General features: G+C 63.7%; 12 protein-coding genes. 11 read left to right on the forward strand and 1 reads right to left on the reverse strand.

Annotation, left to right across the window (positions count from 1 at the left end; translation table 11 throughout):
- The first annotated feature begins 121 nt into the window (after positions 1-121).
- From CDV46_RS23635 to CDV46_RS23675, 9 genes are all read left to right on the forward strand, one after another.
- Entirely contained in the window at positions 122-2809 is a 2688-nt protein-coding gene (locus CDV46_RS23635; RefSeq protein WP_087725336.1) for a bifunctional acetate--CoA ligase family protein/GNAT family N-acetyltransferase, read from the forward strand.
- Between the two features lie 112 nt (positions 2810-2921).
- Positions 2922-3899, forward strand: a complete 978-nt coding sequence (gene corA / locus CDV46_RS23640) for a magnesium/cobalt transporter CorA (RefSeq protein ID WP_087687822.1) — start codon at positions 2922-2924, stop codon at positions 3897-3899.
- A gap of 210 nt (positions 3900-4109) precedes the next feature.
- Positions 4110-5357 carry a CaiB/BaiF CoA transferase family protein gene (locus CDV46_RS23645; protein WP_087687821.1) on the forward strand — a complete coding sequence of 416 codons (1248 nt, stop codon included), beginning with the start codon at positions 4110-4112 and terminating at the stop codon, positions 5355-5357.
- A 447-nt stretch (positions 5358-5804) separates the two neighbouring features.
- Positions 5805-8030, forward strand: a complete 2226-nt coding sequence (locus CDV46_RS23650; RefSeq protein ID WP_441339359.1) for a TonB-dependent receptor — start codon at positions 5805-5807, stop codon at positions 8028-8030.
- Positions 8030-8809, forward strand: coding sequence for a tetratricopeptide repeat protein (locus CDV46_RS23655; protein WP_087725338.1), 780 nt, complete (start codon positions 8030-8032; stop codon positions 8807-8809). Before CDV46_RS23650 ends, CDV46_RS23655 begins: the two co-directional genes overlap by 1 nt.
- A gap of 418 nt (positions 8810-9227) precedes the next feature.
- Complete coding sequence (locus CDV46_RS23660) at positions 9228-10052, forward strand: sulfite exporter TauE/SafE family protein (RefSeq protein WP_254916196.1); 825 nt, start codon at positions 9228-9230, stop codon at positions 10050-10052.
- Positions 10053-10557: 505 nt separating this feature from the next.
- The gene (locus tag CDV46_RS23665) at positions 10558-11121 is read left to right on the forward strand and encodes a hypothetical protein (RefSeq protein WP_087725340.1); all 564 of its coding nucleotides are present in this window, start codon (positions 10558-10560) and stop codon (positions 11119-11121) included.
- Positions 11122-11333: 212 nt separating this feature from the next.
- Positions 11334-12008, forward strand: coding sequence for a response regulator transcription factor (locus CDV46_RS23670; RefSeq protein WP_058378399.1), 675 nt, complete (start codon positions 11334-11336; stop codon positions 12006-12008).
- A gap of 28 nt (positions 12009-12036) precedes the next feature.
- Complete coding sequence (locus CDV46_RS23675) at positions 12037-15432, forward strand: hybrid sensor histidine kinase/response regulator (RefSeq protein ID WP_087725342.1); 3396 nt, start codon at positions 12037-12039, stop codon at positions 15430-15432.
- A 29-nt stretch (positions 15433-15461) separates the two neighbouring features.
- On the opposite strand, the gene CDV46_RS23680 is transcribed toward CDV46_RS23675, so the two are convergent.
- A complete protein-coding gene (locus tag CDV46_RS23680; RefSeq protein WP_087725344.1) occupies positions 15462-16367 on the reverse strand; it encodes a LysR family transcriptional regulator in 906 nt (301 codons plus the stop codon).
- Positions 16368-16480: 113 nt separating this feature from the next.
- On the opposite strand from CDV46_RS23680, the gene hmgA reads away from it, so the two are divergent.
- Together hmgA and fahA are read left to right on the forward strand one after the other, a co-directional pair.
- A complete protein-coding gene (gene hmgA, locus CDV46_RS23685) occupies positions 16481-17818 on the forward strand; it encodes a homogentisate 1,2-dioxygenase (RefSeq protein ID WP_087725346.1) in 1338 nt (445 codons plus the stop codon).
- Positions 17819-17918: 100 nt separating this feature from the next.
- Positions 17919-19205: a fumarylacetoacetase gene (fahA, locus tag CDV46_RS23690; protein WP_087725348.1), complete on the forward strand. Its 1287-nt coding sequence runs from the start codon at positions 17919-17921 to the stop codon at positions 19203-19205.
- The last annotated feature ends 60 nt before the right edge of the window (positions 19206-19265 follow it).

Genomic DNA, 19265 nt, shown 5'->3' on the forward strand with positions numbered 1-19265 from the left:
CCCCGCTGGCGGCCGATCCATCGTGAATGCGCGCACCGGCGTTGGTCCGGGGCGCGCATTTGTCATCTTTGCCTGACTTCTCCCGCCCGATTCTCTCTCTGCTACTCCCCTCGGAGCCGTTATGACCACCCGCAATCTGAGCCAAATGTTCCAGCCGAAGTCGGTCGCCGTCATCGGGGCGTCCAACCGTGAGCGTCGTGTGGGCACGACCGTGCTGCAAAACGTGATCGACGGTGGCTTCGAGGGCGCGATCTACCCGGTCAATCCGAAGTACTCGACGCTCGCGGGACGCAAGTGCTATCGCGACGTGGCCGACCTGCCGCAGGCCCCTGATCTTGCGGTGATCTGCACGCCGCCCGCGACGGTGCCCGATCTGATTCGCGACCTCGGCGAGCGCGGCACGCGTGCCGTGGTGGTGCTCACCTCGGGGCTTGCGCGGGAGCGCGATCGCGACGGTGTGACGCTGCAAGATCGCATGCTCAGGAACGCCAAACCGCACGTGCTGCGTATTCTCGGGCCGAATTGCATCGGGATGCTGAGCCCCGGCATCGGGCTCAATGCCAGCTTTGCCCACATGGGCGCCCGGGCGGGCAACCTCGCCTTCGTGTCGCAATCGGGCGCGCTGACCACCGCCGTGCTCGACTGGGCCGACGCGCGCGAAATCGGCTTCTCGCATTTCGTCTCGATGGGCGACAGCGCCGACGTGGACTTTGGCGACATGCTCGACTACCTCGCGAGCGATCCGCGCACCGACGCCATCCTGATGTACATGGAATCGATTCGCGATGCGCGCAAATTCATGTCCGCCGCGCGCGCCGCCTCGCGCAACAAACCGGTGGTCGTCATCAAGTCGGGCCGGGTGCCGGAAGGGGCGCAGGCCGCCGCGTCGCACACGGGAGCGCTGGCCGGGGCCGATGACGTCTATGACGCCGCGATTCGCCGCGCGGGCATGTTGCGCGTGAATACCACCGACGAACTGTTTGCCGCCGTAGAGACGCTGGCGCGTTTGCGACCGTTCTACGGCGACAAGTTGTCGATCATGACCAACGGCGGCGGCGCCGGGGTGATGGCCACCGACGCCCTTGTGCTCGACGGCGGCAAGCTCGCCCACCTGTCGGACAAGACCCGCGACGCGCTCGACGCGGCGCTGCCGAAAACCGTGGGCCGCGTGAATCCGGTGGACATCGGTGGCGACGCGGATCTCGCGCGCTATACGGCGACGCTCGCCGCGTTGTGCGAAGACCCGGAGACGGCGGCGGTGCTGTTCATTCAGGCCCCCACGGCCGTCATGCCCAGTGTGGACGTGGCGAACGCGCTGGCGGCGTTGCCCCGGCCATCGAAGAACGTGTTCACGTGCTGGCTGGGCGGCGAGACCGCCGAGCGTGCACGACGGATTTGCCGCGAGGCCGGGTTGCCGACCTACGACACACCCGAGAATGCGGCGCGCGCGTTCCTTGAAGCGGTGAACTATCGCCGCAATCAGTCGTTGCTGATGGAAACGCCGCCGTCGATTCCGCCCGGTTTCTCACCGGATGTGGCGCGGGTGCGTGCCATCGTCGGCGACGCGATGCGCGAGGGGCGCGAATTACTCACCGAGCCGGAGGCGAAGGGAGTGCTTGCCGCGTATGGCATTCCCGTCGTCGAGACCGTGGTGGCCGACACGCCCGAGCACGCCGCCGAATTGGCGCAGGGCCTCGGCTTCCCCGTGGCCGTCAAATTGATTTCACCGGACATCACGCACAAGTCGGACGTCGGCGGCGTGGTGCTCAATATCGAAACGGCAGAGCAGGCGCTGGACGCCGCTCGCCAGATTCGCAAACGGGCACTGGCCGCCAAGCCCGATGCGCGTGTGACCGGCTACTCGGTGCAGCGCATGGCGAATGGAGCCGAAGCCTTCGAGCTGATCGTCGGGGTGGCCACCGACAGCGTGTTCGGTCCGGTGCTGCTGTTCGGGCAGGGCGGCACGGCGGTGGAAGTCATTGCCGATCGCACGATCGGGCTGCCGCCGCTGAACCTGAATCTGGCGCGCGATATGGTGGCGCGTGCCCGTGTGTCAAAACTGATTGCGGGCTATCGCAATCGACCCGCCGCCGATCATGAGGCGATCTATCTCACACTCGTGAAGCTCTCGCAACTGGTGTGCGATGTGCCCGAGATCGCCGAGCTCGACATCAATCCGCTGTTCGCCGATTCGCACGGCGTGCTGGCGCTCGACGCGCGCATCGTGGCGCGCAAACCGGTGGCGCCGGGGCACGCGCGTCTGGCCATTCGCCCGTATCCGCAAGAGCTCGAAAGCACGGTCGATGCCGGCGGCAAGCCGGTGCGCGTGCGTCCGATCCGCCCGGAAGACGAACCTGCCTACAACCAGTTCTTCCACACGCTCACGCCGCAGGATGTGCAGTTCCGCTACTTCGGACTGATCAAGGAGCTGTCGCACTCGCAGATGGCGCGCGTGACGCAGATCGACTACGACCGCTCGATGACGTTTGTCGCGACGGAAAAGGATGACGAGGGGAACACGCGGCTGCTGGGCGTGGTGCAGGCGTTGGCCGACCCCGACAACACTGTGGCCGAGTTTGCCGTGACGGTGAGTCCTGCCGCACAGGGCAGGGGGCTGGGAAGGGCGCTGATGGAGCACATCGTCGACTACAGCCGCAAGCGCGGTACGGGGGAACTCATCGGCTATGTACTCACGGCAAATACGCGTATGCTGACACTCGCCCGGCATCTCGGCTTTGTCGAAGACAAGGAGATGGAAGCGGGCATTGTTCATATCCGGCTGCCGCTGCAACAGACGGCGCAGGCGTAGGGCCTGTCAGGGCTCCAGGAGACACGGTTCGCGTCGTCAGTCGAGGGTGGCGCGAACGCTGTGCTTGTCGCTTGCCCGCGAGGCAGGGTAGCCGCCTCGACCAAGGATTCGAATGCTAGTGAACTGCGTGGCCTATGAGGATGGCCGCAAGATCGCCGACCTGCACCCCGATGAAATCTCGGACTATCTCGAACGTCCGCATTGCTTCGTCTGGGTCGCTCTCAAAGACCCCGGGCCCGGAGAACTCGCGCAGATGCAGCACGAGTTCGGCCTGCACGATCTCGCGGTCGAAGACGCGCAGCATGGTCATCAGCGCCCGAAGATCGAACAGTACGGCGACTCACTCTTTGCCGTGCTTCACGTGCTCAACAAGGACGCCGACGGTGACTTCTCCATCGGCGAGGTCGCCATCTTCGCGGGGCACAACTACGTGCTTTCAGTGCGCTCAAACGCGACGCAGGGGTTAGGGGCCGTGCGAGCGCGTGCGGAGAAAGAGCCGCACTTGCTCAAGCAAGGCGCGATCTTCGTGCTCTACGCGCTCATGGATGCCATTGTCGACAGCTACTTCCCGGTGTTCGACGATCTCGAAGCGCAACTCGAAGCCATCGAGGAGCAGATTTTCGCGCGCAACGAGCCGGCCAAGGGGCGCGAGATCATCGAGGATCTGTATCAGCTCAAGCGGCGGCTCATCACGTTGCAACACGCGTGCGTGCCGCTCATGGAAGCGGTCAGCAAGCTGTTCGGCGCAATGGCCCCGAAGCTCTGCGGCGGCATGCAGGAATACTTCCGCGACGTGTACGACCATTTGCAGCGCATCACGAAGAACATCGACATGCTGCGCGAAATGGTGACCACCGCGCTCTCGGTCAATCTGGGCATGATCTCGCTCACCGAGAACGAGACGACCAAGCGGCTCGGCTCGTTCGCCGCACTGTTCGCGGTGCCGACGATGATTGCGGGCATCTACGGCATGAACTTCGCCGATATCCCCGAGTTGAAGTTTCAGTACGGCTATCCGGTCTGCGTGGGCGTGATGATCATCATCGATCTGCTGCTGTTCCTGAAATTCCGGAAGGCGGGCTGGTTGTAACGTGCGCGGCGGGGCAGTCTTCCGTGTCATGCGGATGTCGTTACGACCCGGCGCGCCTTGCCCTGTTGCCCGGTGGCAACGGGGCGGTAGCACCCCCTTTTTTCCGCAGTGACCGGCGTCGAGTAATTGCACTAGAATGCGTCAACACCGCGTCAGACGGTTGCCAAGGTTGAGAACTACAACAAACACCAGGCAAATAGGGGTCAGACATTGAACGCACCACTCACGGGGATCCGCGTCATTGAGTTCTGTCGGGGCGCGGCGGGCGCTTATTGCGGCATGCTGCTGGCCGACATGGGCGCGGACGTCATCATGGTCGACGATCCGGTCGACGACATTTCCAACGAAAGCCAAGGCCAGCACGGTCCGCTCGGTGCGACCGCGCAGACGGGGTTACGCCGCAACAAACGTTCTGTAGCGCTCGACCTCGGCACATTGGAAGGCCGCAGCCTCGCTCACACGCTGGTGCGTGGGGCGCAGGTGGTCATCGAATGCCTGCCCGCAGGCACGCTCGTGCGCGCCGGGCTCGGCTATGAAGCGCTGTCGGTCGTGCAGCCGCATCTGGTCTACGTTTCCATTTCCGCATTCGGGCAAGATGGCCCGCGCTCGGCCGGTCATCCCGGCGTGCCGGCCATTGATGCGTTGCGCGGCATGTTGGGTGCCACACCTGGGCGTCAGGCGCCGCGCGATTTGCCTGTCGCGGACTTGGCGGCGGGGCTGTATGCCGCGTTTTCTGTTTCGGCGGCGCTGGTGGCCGCACAACAGCATGGGCGCGGCGTGCATATCGACGTGCCTATGCTGGGCGCCACGCTCGCGATCGCTGCCTTGCGGGCGGGTGAAGAAGCAGCGAACGCCGCGAGTGAACCGGAAGCGGTTGGCGGTATTCCGCGAACGGCCGACGATGCCCGTTTTGGCGGCCCGGCGGCACCTTGGCCGACGTTCCGTGCCAAAGACGGGTATTTCGGCATGGATCTCGACGGTCAGGCACATTGGCGGGCCATTTGTGCGCTGGTGCATCGCGTGGATCTGCTCGACGACTCGCGCTTTGCCAACGCACGGGAGCGCGCCCGTCATCAGGCCGTGCTGCGCGATGTGCTGGAACCTGTCTTCATGCACGACGATCGTGCCGTCTGGCTTGCCCGTCTGAGCGCTGTCGGCGTGCCGTGCACCCCCATCAGCACGTATTCGCGCGTGCTCGCCGATCCGCAAGTTGCGCATATGGGCTGGGTTCGGCCGATGGTGCTGCCCAGCGGCGAGACCACCCATACGATCGTTTCGCCGGTCCGCATGAATGGCCATGGGCCGGTGACGCATCGTGAGCCGCCCGCACCGGGGGAGCACACCGGTGACATTCTGGCCGAACTCGACGCAGAGTCGGCGGCGGCCACGGTAACCGGCGAGGGCGCCACTGTCCCGCCGGCCGGCACATTGCTCACCGAGCCGCTGCCGAAAGACTGACTCGACTGACCCGGCTCACCCCGGGCCGCTGAGGTTCCAGCGGCCCGCTTCGCTTGCCGTCCATCGCTTTGCGCGTTCTTCCTCCGCAGACCTTCCTCCGGCCCCTTGCGGCCCATATCGCCTGATCGCCGGCGTGTCCACGCCTTCTGCGCTCATTTGTTCCTGATGCAACAGTTGTAACGCGTATTACAGGAAATATTACAAATCATTTGCAACTGGTGTTAAAAATAGGAATAATTCGTATTTACGAAATGCGATTCGTGGTCGGTATTGCATTGATTCGATGGCTGTAATTGGTAGTGGGCAGTGGATCAGGCGGGGGTGACGCAACGTCGTCCGCGTTTTCAGGCACCTGGCAAGTACAGAACAACGACAAAGCAAGACTGGGAGACGGATCGCGGACAACCAGCGATCTCCAGGGGGGAATCCAAGATGCAAGTGGGACCGATGACGCTGCGTCGCTCGCAGTTGAGCGCAGCATTGGTGGGAATTTTGAGTGCGCAAGGCGCCATGGCCGCAGATGCCGACGCCAAGAGCACGTCGACTGACGTGCAACTCCCGAGCGCCAACGTCACAGGCAATCGCGACAATTTCAAGGTCGATTACTCGTCGTCGCAGAAATTCACGGCGCCGATCGTCGACACGCCGCGTTCGGTCACGGTCATCCCGGAAACCCTGCTGCAAAGCACGGGGTCGAGCACGCTCACGGAAGCCCTGCGTACGGTGCCCGGCATCACGTTCGGCGCGGGCGAGGGCGGTAACCCGCTCGGCGACCGTCCGTTCCTGCGCGGCTACGACACGCAAGGCAGCCTGTTCGTCGACGGCATGCGCGACGTGGGCGCTACGACGCACGAAATGTTCAACACCGAGTCGGTGGAAGTCGTGAAGGGCGCGAGCGGCGCCTACGGCGGTCGCGGCGGTGCGGGCGGCAGCGTCAACATCGTGAGCAAGGAAGCCAAGCTGGGCAACTTCGCGGAAGGCACGGTGGGCCTGGGCAACGCCAAGTACAAGCGTATGACGGCGGACGGCAACTGGCAGATCGGCGATCACGCGGCATTCCGCATGAACCTGATGGGTCACGACGCCGGTGTGGCCGGCCGCGATGCGATTTACGACTCGCGTTGGGGGATTGCACCGTCGGTCGCCTTCGGACTGGGAACGCCCACACGCATTGTCGCGAGCTACTACCACATGCAATCGGACGGTCTGCCGGATTCGGGCATTCCGTACAACTACGCACCGGGGCGCCGCACGGGGCCGGCTTCGGTCAATCCGAACAATTTCTACGGGCTGGACAATCGCGACTTCCGCACGACGTCGTCGGACATCGGCACGATCAAGATCGAGCACGACATCACGCCGACGCTCACGCTGCGCAACATGACGCGCTACACGAAGTCGTCGCAGAGCTACATCTGGACGCAGCCGGACGACAGCCAGGGCAACGTGGCCAACGGCAAGGTCTGGCGCCGCGCGAACACGCGTGACAGCAACGTGTGGAGCATTGCGAACCAGACGGAACTGTTCGGCGAAGGCCATACGGGGCAGTTCAAGCACAGCTTCAACGTGGGCGCCGAGTTCTCGCGCGAATCGAGCCGTAAGGACGCCTATACGGTGGCCGCAGGGAGCGGTTCGGGCACGGGCAATTCGTGCCTGCGCGGGGTGGGGGCAGCATCGGGCTACAACTGCACGAGCCTCTACAACCCGAATCCGTACGATCCGTGGACCGGCAGCATTCGTCTGAATGACGACCCGGCATTCCAGCGCACGTTGACGGCGGCGATTTACGGTTTCGACACGATCGATCTGTCGAAGGAATGGCAGATCAACCTCGGCGCTCGCGTAGACCGCTATTCGACGGACTTCACCGATACGCGCGCCAACGGCGGCAAGTCGGTGTCGCGTGACGACACGCTGTTCAACTGGCAGGCCGGTGTGGTCTACAAGCCGCTGCCTTACGCAAGCGTGTATGCGTCGTACGCTACGTCGTCGACGCCGGCCGGCGCGTTGCTGGGCGAAGGCAGCGAGACGCAAGGTCTGACGCCGGGCCGTGGCGGTGTTGGCCCCAATGCTGCGGATCTCGCTCCGGAGAAGAACCGTTCGTATGAAATCGGTACGAAGTGGAATGTGCTGAACGAACGTCTGCTGCTGACGGCGGCACTGTTCTACATCGAGACGAGCAATGCGCGCGTGACGATGGCCGACAACACGTATGCCATGGTGGGCGGCAAGAACGTGAAGGGCCTTGAGCTGGGCTTCGCGGGCAAGCTGACGGACAAGTGGCAGGTGTTCGGCGGCTACACGTACATGAAGAGCGAGCTGACGGACAACGGCACGGGCACGGCGATCTCGAACAACGGCAACCAGTTCCCGAACACGCCGCGCAACAGCTTCAGCCTGTGGACGACGTACGACATCATTCCGTCGGTGACGGTGGGTGGCGGCGCGTTCTACACGTCGAGCGTGTTTGGCGATCCGGCAAACCTGCGCGAGATTCCGGCGTACTGGCGTTTTGACGCGATGGCGTCGTGGCGCGTCAACAAGCATCTGTCTGCACAGCTCAACGTGCAGAACCTGTTCAATCGTCGTTACTTCGATCAGGCCTATCCGGCGCACTATGCGTCGATGGCGCCGGGCCGCAGCGCGATTGTCTCGCTCACGGCACGCTATTGATGATGCGTATTGAACCGGCGCAGATTGCGTCGCTCACGCCTGCGCAGGTTCGCGACATCCTTGCGGGGCCGCCGGAAACGGCGGCCGCCTGGCTGGCCGCGGCCAGCCAGGCGGGGCACGTCGATGCGCAGGTGGTCTATGCACAGTGGCTGCTCGACGGGCGCGGCGTGACGCGTGATGCGGCGGCCGCGCTCGAAGGCTTCAAGCGCGCGGCACACGCCGGGCACGGCATGGCCGCGAACATGGCCGGGCGCTGCTACGAGAATGGTTGGGGCGTACCGGCTAGCGACGAGGTGGCGTTGTATTGGTACCGTCAGTCGGCCCGCCGCGACGAGCCGTGGGGCATGTATAACCTCGCGACACTGCTTAGTCTCGGGCGTGGCGGTCCGCAAGACCGCGGGGCTGCGCTTGAGTGGCTTCAGAAGGCCGCCGCGATGGGGCACGCCAAGTCGCAGAATCTTTTAGGTGGTTTTCACGAGGACGGTTGGGAAGTGCCACGCGATATCGCGTGCGCGTTCGATTGGTACCGGAAGGCCGCCGAAGGCGGTGATTTTCGCGGACAGTTCAACGTCGCGCGTCTACTGATCGGGCAGGGCGCTTTCGATCAGGCACTGGCTTGGCTTGTCCACGTGCCGGAGACGGCGACACCCGCTTTTCTCGTCAAAGCCGCTGAATTCCTTAGCCAAGCCCCGGATTCTCGTATTCGCGCGTTGGCCGCCCAATGGACTTCGGCCTCCGGTTCGTCCGCTTCGGCACCACTGGGCGCTTCAGCCGCCTGATTTTCTTTCCGTATTTCGCATCGCCTGATTTCCTTCCCCCTTCAACACCCCAACACCTCCCCCCAGGACCGACCGAAGCCCCTCTCCGCTGCTCAGACAGTGTTCAACTCGCCTCGGAGAGGGGCTCCGGTCACTCCCCACCACCGCCATTCGCACCTCCCGCCTAACCCCTCGCACCACCCCCATATCCCCCGCATCCCCCGCATCCCCCATCCCCCTGCATCTCTGCACCCCCGCACCCCCGCATCACCCCCACACTTCTCGTATCACGCAGCGCCCGCTCGCCTTCTCCCTCGCGGTTCACTGCGCATCGCCGCACTTTCCGTTACCCGGCGGTTTCTATATAATCATTGGTCATAAGCATATGACCAATAGTGATTTGGATGCGATCCAGATCGCCGACGCCGGAATCCACCCCATGCTGCTCGCCCCAATGAGTTCGTCACCAACGGCCGCCATCCTTGGCGCCGCCGTAGGGCTCGTGCTCGGTTTGACCGGCGCAGGCGGCGGCATCTTTGCCGTCCCTGCGCTAGTGTTCGGCCTCGGATGGGGGGTCCCTCAGGCAGGCCCCGTGGCGTTGCTGGCGGTCGGTGCCAGTGCAGCCGTCGGCAGCGCTCAAGGGCTGCGCGCCGGTCTTGTGAGATATCGGGCCGCGCTGCTGATGGCCGGCATCGGCGTTTGTGTCGCCCCGCTGGGTTCGTGGGTCGCGCATCGGCTGCCCGAACACTGGCTTGTCGGTCTCTTTGCATTCGCCATGCTGATCGTGGCCGCCCGTATGTACCGTGCCTCCCGAGGCAAAGGCGGTGTTGCGGGCAGCGTGGTGTTGCCACCACCGTGTCGGCTCGATCCGGCAACGGGACGACTGCACTGGACTCGCCGCGTTGCCAGTACGCTTGGCGCCATCGGGGCGGTCTCGGGATTCGCGTCCGGATTGCTCGGCGTGGGCGGCGGCTTCGTGATCGTTCCGGCATTGCGCCGCTTTTCGGATATCACGGTGCACGGCATCGTCGCGACGTCGCTGTTCGTCATCGCACTGATCTCTGCGGGAACGGTCGCGAACGCGTGGTGGCATGGCATGCACCCGGGCACGCAAGGCTGGCTGTTTGTGGCAGGTGCCGTCGCCGGGATGGTGATCGGCCGCATGCTCGCCCCCCGTCTGGCCGCAGCCCGGCTGCAACAACTCTTCTCGGTGCTGATGGCCCTCGTCGCTGCCGGCATGTTCTTCAAGGCATTCGGCGGCTGACTCTTACGGCTGACTCTTGCGGCCGGTTCGCGAGGGCGGTCGCACTCTGCCGTGCGTGCGCTCGCGAACATCATCGACAGTCCCCTCATCGGCACAAGTCGTCACATCCGGGTGCCGCGATATCGTTGCTTATGGATCCCTCGAAAATCGCAACGCTTTTCGAGTGAATTTTCGTTGTCCGGAAGCGACGCTTCATCGGCGTACGCGAATGGCGATCCTGTCTCGTGTAGTGCGTCAGAGTGAATCTTTACGGCGCACGCCTGTCAATCACAGCGTCCGGTAAGCACTCGCGCTACGTGGGGTGCGTCATTGCCGCATACGGTCTGACGCACTGTGCGGGCTTTATTTGGGCGTCGCGGGGTTGTCCGCCTATTTGGCCTTGGGATGTTTCCTATAACTAATGCTAATACGTCCGAACATTGTGGACTTATCCTATATTTCTCCCGGTCGTCGACGGGGGCAAAAGGTGAGCCACTTGCCGACGGCACGACGGGGGATTGAATTAATGACAACGACGCAACGGATTGGCTTTGCGCTCACGCCGGAACGCCGCGAATGCAACGTGCCGATTCGGCGCACGCTGACAGGGCTGGCCGGAACGTTGTTGTTTGCGCTGCTGACAGGGTGTAGCGAGCATCAACCGCCAGGTGTCAGTCAGGCTTATGCCGACCATGACGCGCTCGAAGGCGCGACGCTGTCGCGCGCCGAGACGGCACCGCGTGAGGTGACGGCGCGCATGCGCCCCGTCGCCGCAGCGGTTGGCATGACCGGCACGCCGCAGGTGGGGCGCGTTGTCAGCGGCACCTACCGCTGGATGGCGGACTGGCCTGAGACCGACAGTGTGCATCTGTGGGAAGCCGCGGCCGGACCGACACGTATTCGCGTTGTCGGCCGGGCGCGAGACATGATGCCTTCCGCCGGTCTGCGTGGCGTGCGTATCCGGTACTGCATCAAGCCAGTCATCGGCAGCGGTGAAATGCGGCTTACGGGATACAAGACGTGCTCGTCGTGGACGACGGTCGATGGCACGTCGGTAACACCGGCCCCTGCGGCGGCAACTGCGGGATAGCAGGATCGCGGGGGAGCAGAAGGATCGCCGGACGCACACCCCGGTACCGGCCACCGCACCTGACCTTCGTCAACTGCATTGCGGTGACGCTTCTGTCATCTTTTTGTGTGCCGCTTCGTCACACATTCCTCTTTTGGGAAGCCATGACGCGTAGACACGCGGCGCTCGATCGCGCGCGCCCACGGCTGACTTCTTTTAAAAGGATTCCGCACATGATGGTAAAAATTTTGATTGCCGACGATCACCCGATCGTCTCCTCGACGCTGCGTGAGATGCTCGCACCAGATCCCGGTTTCCACGTGTTGCCGCCGGTCGCAAATTCAACGCAGTTGTTCGAGGCGCTCGAGACGAATTCCGTCGACGTGCTGATCACCGACTACTGCATGCCCGGAGGGGTGTTTGGTGATGGGCTGGGCATGATCAAGCGGGTTCGCCGCAAATATCCGGACATCAAGATCATCGTGTTCACGTCGATCGAGCAGCCGGCGATCATTCACGCGCTGAACGATTGCGGTGTGCTGGGTGTGATGACGAAGTCGGACGATCTGCGCGAAATCACGGTGTGCGTGGAGCGTTGCCGTCGCGGCATGCGCTATCTCGGCGGGCGTGCCGAGCAGATTCTGGAAGAGCAGTCGCGCCGCAAACCGACCACACGCCGTCCGCTCTCACCGAAGGAAATGGAGGTGCTGCGTATGTACCTGAGCGGCAATAACGTCTCCGAAATTGCCGAAGCGCTCAAGCGCTCGGCCAAGACGATCAACAACCAGAAGCGAATGGCAATGTGCAAATTGGGTTGTCGCAACGACATGGAACTGTTCCAGTTGCACGCGTCGAGTCCGCTGCAACTCACGCGTGAAGGCGAGGTCGACGCGCCCACTGCCGCTTGAGTCCGTGCGACGTCGAGCATTCGCGACCATGCCCATTCAGACGATGACGCGTGATATTGCCGTCGCGGGCCGCCTGCTGCGTATTGGGGGCGTGCTCGCATTGCTGTTCGGGTTGTCCGTCTGGGCGGCGGCGATCTCTTACGCCGTCTTTGGTGCGCTCTGGCAGGGCGGCCAGAAGACGGAGTCGTTCTTCGCGGCGGTCTCGCGTGAGATTCGCGATCTCGAAGTCTTCAATGAACAAGCGCGCTCGATGTCGCGCACGGTACAGGCCAGTTCGGCACCTGCCGGCGGCACCACACGCCTGCTGGCGGATCGCGTGCTGCAACCGCTCAACGGGTTGAAGCCGGGCACGGCGACACGCATCGGCGGGGTGGCGTGGGATGGCGATTTCGAAATCGTCAAGCTGGCCGAAATTTCTCCGGAACGCGCTCAGATGCTGTCCCGGTTGACGGCACGGCTGATGGTGCTCGATGCCGATTTCTGGAGTCCGTTCGACTCGCAGGACGAGACGTTCCTGATCTCTCCCGATGGCGCTTTCGCCGCGTATCGTCCCTCGCTCGGCCGTGAATCGTTCGGTGCTGCCGATCTGGAACGCGACACGAAGATCATGCTCGCAGAGATGAACAAGGTCGAGCGCTATCAGGCGAGAGCCCTGGGGCAAGAGGACGGTCCGTTCTGGACCTACAACTACGAACACCCGGTGACACACGTGAAGACGGTGTCGAGCTTCGTGCCCATCCGCGATCTGGAAGGGCACGTGGTGCTTTACGTGGGCACCAGCATGTCGCCGGAACTGATTGTTCCGCCGCGCATGCGCAATCTCGATCAGACGCGCGAAACGCTTCAACTCGTCTCCGTGGAAGGCATCATCGTCGCCAGTGCCGGCACACCGCTGCCCACACCTCGTCATATGAGAACGCTCGCGACGCTGCCACTGTTCGGCGGCTCGCAGATGACGCTTCGCACCGACGGGCAACGCATCGTTTTTGAACGCCATCTCCCGTTCAATCCGTGGTTTGTGCGCTATGCCGTGGCGCCCGCCGAGTTGCTGTTCGGGAACGCCACGCTGCTGATCGTCGCAACGTTACTGCTGCTGTTGTACACGGCAGGGGTTTGCACCGCCATGCGCTATATCCGCAAGCGTGTGATCGAGCCGGCACGCAAGCGCACCACGGCGCTGCTGGAGCGCGATGCGTTCACGCAAACGCTCATCGAGACGGCGCCGGTGGGCATGGCGATCATCGATCCGTTCGAGCCGGCTGTTGTGATGAGCAATCCGGCCTACGCCGGCACGGTCGATCTGCTGCGGCAGCTCGGCGACGGCGAACTCACCCGGATGTACCGCCAACTGCACAGTGGGGTAGTGTCACGTCCGGTGCGGCGTTTGTTGAGTGTCTCGGACGATGCCGGGGAGCGCCACTACGCCGTCAGTTTTGTCGACACCGTGTTTCGCGAACAATCGGTGCTGATCGGCACACTCTCCGATGTGACTGAGCAACGCCGTTTTGAACTGGAACAGCGTAAAGCGCGGCTGGCCGCCGAGAACGCGAACAAGGCGAAGGATGTATTTCTGACGACGGTCAGTCACGAGATGCGCACGCCGTTGTACGGCACGCTTGCATCGCTGGAGTTGCTCAGTGCGCAGAAGCTTGGCGACGAGCATCGCTATTACGTCGACGTGATGGAGAGTTCGACGCGCAATCTGCTCGACCTGATCAACGATCTGCTCGACTATTCGCGCATGCAAGTGGGGCGCTTCGAACTGAATTCGCGCGACTTCTCGCTGCTCAAGGAGCTTGAGGCGGTCGGGCTGTCGTTCACCGGCCGGGCACGTTTGCAGGGCCTGACGCTCGACTGGATGATCGATCCGCAACTCGCGCGCGCCGTGCACACCGATGCGCTCCGCCTCGGACAAGTCATCACGAATCTCGTCGGCAACGCGATCAAGTTCACGACGCAAGGCCATGTCGCGTTCAGCGCACAGATGACACGCGCCGATGCGCAGGGATGTGATGTGGCGTTTTCGGTCAGTGACAGCGGCGCGGGGATTGCTGCGGGCGACCTGCCGGATCTCTTCCGCCCGTTCGGCAAAAGTACGAACGAACCCGGCATGCAGCACGGTACGGGGCTCGGGCTGGCGATTTCGTACCAGTTCGTCGCGATGCTCGGCGGCACCTTGCAGGTCGATAGCGTGGAAGAACGGGGTACCACGATGCACTTCACGCTGCATCTGCCGTGGGCACCGAACACTGAGCCGCCGATCGTGGCGGAAACCGGCAAGACGTTTGCCTGCGTGAGCGGGCTGGCGCGCCGGCACGCGTATCTCGAAGCGCTCATCCGTTTTGCCGGCCACACGCCTGTGCGTTACGACGACGCGGTGGCGTGGTCGACCGGCGATGGCCGCGCCCGCGATGCCGGTTTGCTGATGTTTGCCGACGAATGGCCGGTACGTGGCATGGCCGGCGCCGAAGTCTATCTGCTGCGGCCGACCCCGCACGAGGGCCCGGCGAGCAAGGCAAGCGCCTGGCCGCGCGATGTCGCGTTGCTGCATCAGGCCGGTCTGTGGGAAGCCCTCGGCGTCTCGCCGGAACCCGGGCTTGCCGCATCGGCCGATCTGCCGCGCAGCACCAGCGCACAGCCGGGGGCGCGTCCGTTGGCGGGGTGGTATGTGCTGGTGTCGGACGATCATCCGATCAGTGGCATGCTGCTCTCGCGGCAACTGGAAGGGCTGGGTGCGATGGTTGATTGCTATAACGACCCGCGCGAAGCCCTCGATGCGTTCGATAGCGAATCGCACATGCTCGTGATCACCGACGCCAACATGCCGCACATTTCCGGCCAGACGCTGGCCACGGAAATCAAGGCGCGCGCGCCGCAAGTGCCGGTCATTGTCGCGACGGCCGACGTGACGTTGCGCATCGACCGCGACCCGAAATCCCCGTTCGATGCCGTGGTCTACAAACCGGTCGACTCGGGCTCGCTGCTGCGTGTGATCGATCTCGTGCGTGCCCGCTACCCGTCGTTGCGTGGCGAGATCGAACCGCTGCCTGCGATTGTCGATTCGTCGGTGCTGACGACCGCGCAAACACCCATTGAGGTAGTCCCCGCCACGTTTCCGAAGGACACGGGCGTGCCGTTGATGGACATGCTCGATGCGTTCGTCCGCATCAGCGATCAGGACATCGAGGACTGCCGTAAGGCGCTGGCCAATGTGTCGCGCGATGCACTGCGCCACTCTGCGCACCGGCTCCGGGGCGGATTCATGTCCTTCGGGCTTGCCTCGCTGGCAGCTCACGCAGCGCAACTCGAACACCTCGCGCCACAAGCATCGGCCGGGCAGATCGGCGCTTCGTTCGAAGTGCTGGAAACCGCGTGGAACGACTGGTTGCGCGCACAAGGCCATGCGATTGTCGACGACGCCTGATGGCCGGCTCCGTCAGCCCACGCTTCTCTCTACTCGACGAAGTGCTCTGAGATGAGCTGACGAAGCCATTGATTGCCGACGTCCTGATGGTAGCGGCGATGCCAGAACACATTGGTCTGCAACGCCGGCAGACGCACGGGCGGCTTGACGAAGTGCAGCCCGAAGGGCGCGGCGGCCCGCTCGGCGAACTTCTGCGGCACGGTGACGACGAGATCGTTGGTGCTCACGACATAGGGCACGGCGATGAAGTGGGGCACCCAGAAGTTGGCGTCGGCGCCAAAGCCCGCTTGCGCCAATAACTGGTTGACGCGCGCGTAGGGGTTGTCGCCGGTGGTGACGAAGAGATGGCGCGCGGCCTGAAACTCTGCCAATCCGGCATCAGGGCGGTCCAGCGCGTGGCCGATTCGGAACATGCTCACGTACTGCTGGCGAAACAGCCGCCGCTGGAAGAACGGGCCGGTCAGGTCGTCGAATGCCCCCACCGCGAGATCAATCTGTCCAGCCGCCATGGCTTCTTTCAGATCGGGCAGCGCCGTACGCACGGTGCTTAACCGCACGCCGGGCGCCAACTGCGTGCACAGATCGATCAGCGTAGGCATGAAGTACACCTCGCCGACGTCGGTCATTGCCAACGTGAATTCGCGTTGGCTCGTCGCGGGGTCGAAGGCCTCTCGGTGATTGATCGCGCGCGATATCCCGGCCAGCGCTGCCGACACCGGCTCGGCCAGCGCCTCCGCAAACGGCGTGGGCTGCATGCCGTTGCCGGTTCGGGTGAAGAGTTCGTCGTCGAACGTGTGGCGCAGCCGGGCGAGTCCGTTGCTGACAGCCGGCTGCGACAGGCCGAGTTCGCGGGCGGCCTGCGAAATGCTCCGATGCGTGAGCACGGCATGAAAGACGACAAGCAGGTTCAGATCGACGTCGCGCAAAGAAATCATGATGAGATGACAGTATTCGCGTTATGAATATAGTGGATTCGCCTATTTATATCGCAAAAGACGAACGCATGTCGGAAAATGGCCCCATTCGATAACAGGAGACGAGGCATTTCATGCATTCCATCCATTCCATTAAGCGGGCAGACCAGATTCAGGGGGAGTTGGGTTACCTGTCCGGCTTTCTCAACGAATTCGCGACCGAGGCACTGCCTGGCGCGCTCCCCGTGGGGCAGAACTCCCCGCAGCGGGCGCCCTACGGGCTCTACGCAGAGCAACTCTCCGGCACGGCATTTACGGCGCCGCGCGGCCACAATCGCCGCTCGTGGGTCTATCGCATTCGCCCGGCCGCGATGCACAAGCCGTTCACGGAAATCGAGCAATCGCGCTGGCTGAGCCGGTTCGACGACGTGCCGGCACCGCCCAACCAGATGCGCTGGGACCCGCTGCCGATGCCCGCTACGCCGACCGACTTCGTCGACGGTATGGTCACGATGGGCGGCAACGGCAGCCCCGACGGCCAACGCGGCTGCGGCATCCATCTGTATGCCGCCAACAAGTCGATGGACGGCCGGTTCTTCTATAACGCCGATGGCGAGTTGCTGATCGTGCCGCAGGAAGGCCGTCTGCGTCTGGCGACCGAATTCGGTGTGCTGGACGTCGAGCCGTACGAAATCGCGGTCGTGCCGCGCGGCGTGCGTTTTCGCGTGACGCTGCTCGACGGCACCGCGCGCGGCTATGTCTGCGAAAACTATGGGGCACTTCTGCGCCTGCCCGATCTGGGCCCGATTGGTTCGAACGGTCTGGCCAATCCGCGCGACTTCCTCACGCCCGTAGCGGCGTACGAAGACGTGGAAGGCGACTTCGAACTGGTCGCCAAATTCGGCGGCGAACTCTGGCGCGCCGATATCGGCCACTCGCCGCTCGACGTCGTGGCATGGCACGGTAACTACGCACCGTACAAATACGATCTGCGTCACTTCAACACGATCGGCTCGATCAGCTTCGACCATCCGGACCCCTCGATCTTCCTGGTGCTGCAATCGCAGAGCAACACGCCGGGCGTGGATGACATCGACTTCGTGATCTTCCCGCCGCGCTGGCTGGCGATGGAAAACTCGTTCCGTCCGCCTTGGTTCCATCGCAACATCGCGAGCGAGTTCATGGGCCTGATCCATGGCGTGTACGACGCGAAGGCGGAAGGCTTCGTGCCGGGCGGGGCGAGCCTGCACAACTGCATGTCGGGCCACGGCCCCGATGCCGATACGTTCGAGAAAGCCTCGGCCGCCGACACGAGCAAACCGCACAAGGTCGATGCCACGATGGCGTTCATGTTCGAGACGCCTGCCGTCATTCGCCCCACGCGCTTTGCGTTGGAGACCAAGCAGTTGCAGGACAACTACTACACCTGCTGGCAAGGTCTGAAGAAGCACTTCAACCCGAATCAGAAGTAAGCGGACCCGCGTCGCGACTTCGCCAAACCCCAAGACGGCCCACGCCGCGCACGACTGCGCGGCTGTGGGCCGGCGCATTACCACGAATAAGGATTGCCTCATGTCGAATCTCCCGCAAAGCTGGGTCGCGTCCGCCAACACCGGCGCGACGGACTTCCCGTTGCAAAACCTGCCGTACGGCGTGTTCAGCACGCAGGCGCAACCCAGCCCGCGCGTCGGCGTCGCGATCGGCGATCAAGTGCTCGATCTCGCCGCACTCGAGGCCGCCGGTCTCCTGACGCTCGCGATGTCGGGCAACACCACGCCGGTGTTCTCGCAGCCGTCGATCAACGCGTTCGTGGCCCTCGGCCGCCCGGTGTGGCAAGCCACGCGTGCGCGCCTGAGCGCACTGCTGTCGGCCGACGGCGATGCCGCGTTGCGCGATAACGCCGCCCTGCGTGCACAGGCACTGGTGCCGCTCGCTGACGCCACGCTCCATCTGCCCGTGCAGGTGCCGGGTTACACCGACTTCTACTCGTCGAAAGAGCACGCTACCAACGTGGGGAGCATGTTCCGTGACCCGGCGAACGCGCTGCTGCCGAACTGGCTCGAAATTCCAATCGGCTACAACGGCCGCGCCAGCTCGATCGTGGTCAGTGGCACGGACATTCATCGCCCGAACGGACAGATCAAGCTGCCGGACCAGCCGCGTCCGATTTTCGACGCCTGCCGCAAGCTCGACTTCGAACTCGAAACCGGCTTCATCGTCGGTCGCGAGACGGCACTCGGCGACACGCTTGACGTGGAAGCCGCCGAAGCCGCCATCTTCGGCATGGTGCTGCTCAACGACTGGTCGGCGCGTGACCTCCAGCAGTGGGAATACGTGCCGCTGGGCCCGTTCAACGCGAAGACGTTCGGCACGTCGATTTCGCCGTGGGTGGTGACGATGGAAGCGCTTGAGCCGTTCCGCGTCGCAGGCCCCGAGCAGGATCCGCAGCCGGTCTCGTATCTGCAACAGCAAGGCAAGCATGCGTTCGACATCGAACTCGAAGTGCTGCTGCAAGCCGAGACCGACACGCAGGCGACGACGATCTGCCGTACCAACTTCCGTTACATGTACTGGAGCATGGCGCAACAATTCGCACACCACACGGTGTCGGGTTGCAACGTGCGCGTGGGCGACATGATGGGCTCCGGCACGATCAGCGGCCCCACGCCCGATTCGTTCGGCAGCTTGCTTGAGCTCACGTGGAACGGCAAAAACCCGCTCACGCTCGCCGGCGGTGCCAAGCGCAGCTTCATCGAAGACGGCGATACGGTCGTGATGGCGGGTTGGTGTCAGGGCGACGGCTACCGCGTCGGCTTCGGCGAAGTCTCCGGCAAGATCTTGCCGGCAAAGGCCCGCTGAGCTTCCGCGGCAGCGGCGAGGGCGGCTGCCGAGGGCAACCGCTCCCACCACGGGTCGCGG

This window comes from Pandoraea sp. PE-S2T-3, assembly GCF_002179965.1.
In the GTDB taxonomy this organism is placed as follows: Bacteria; Pseudomonadota; Gammaproteobacteria; order Burkholderiales; family Burkholderiaceae; genus Pandoraea.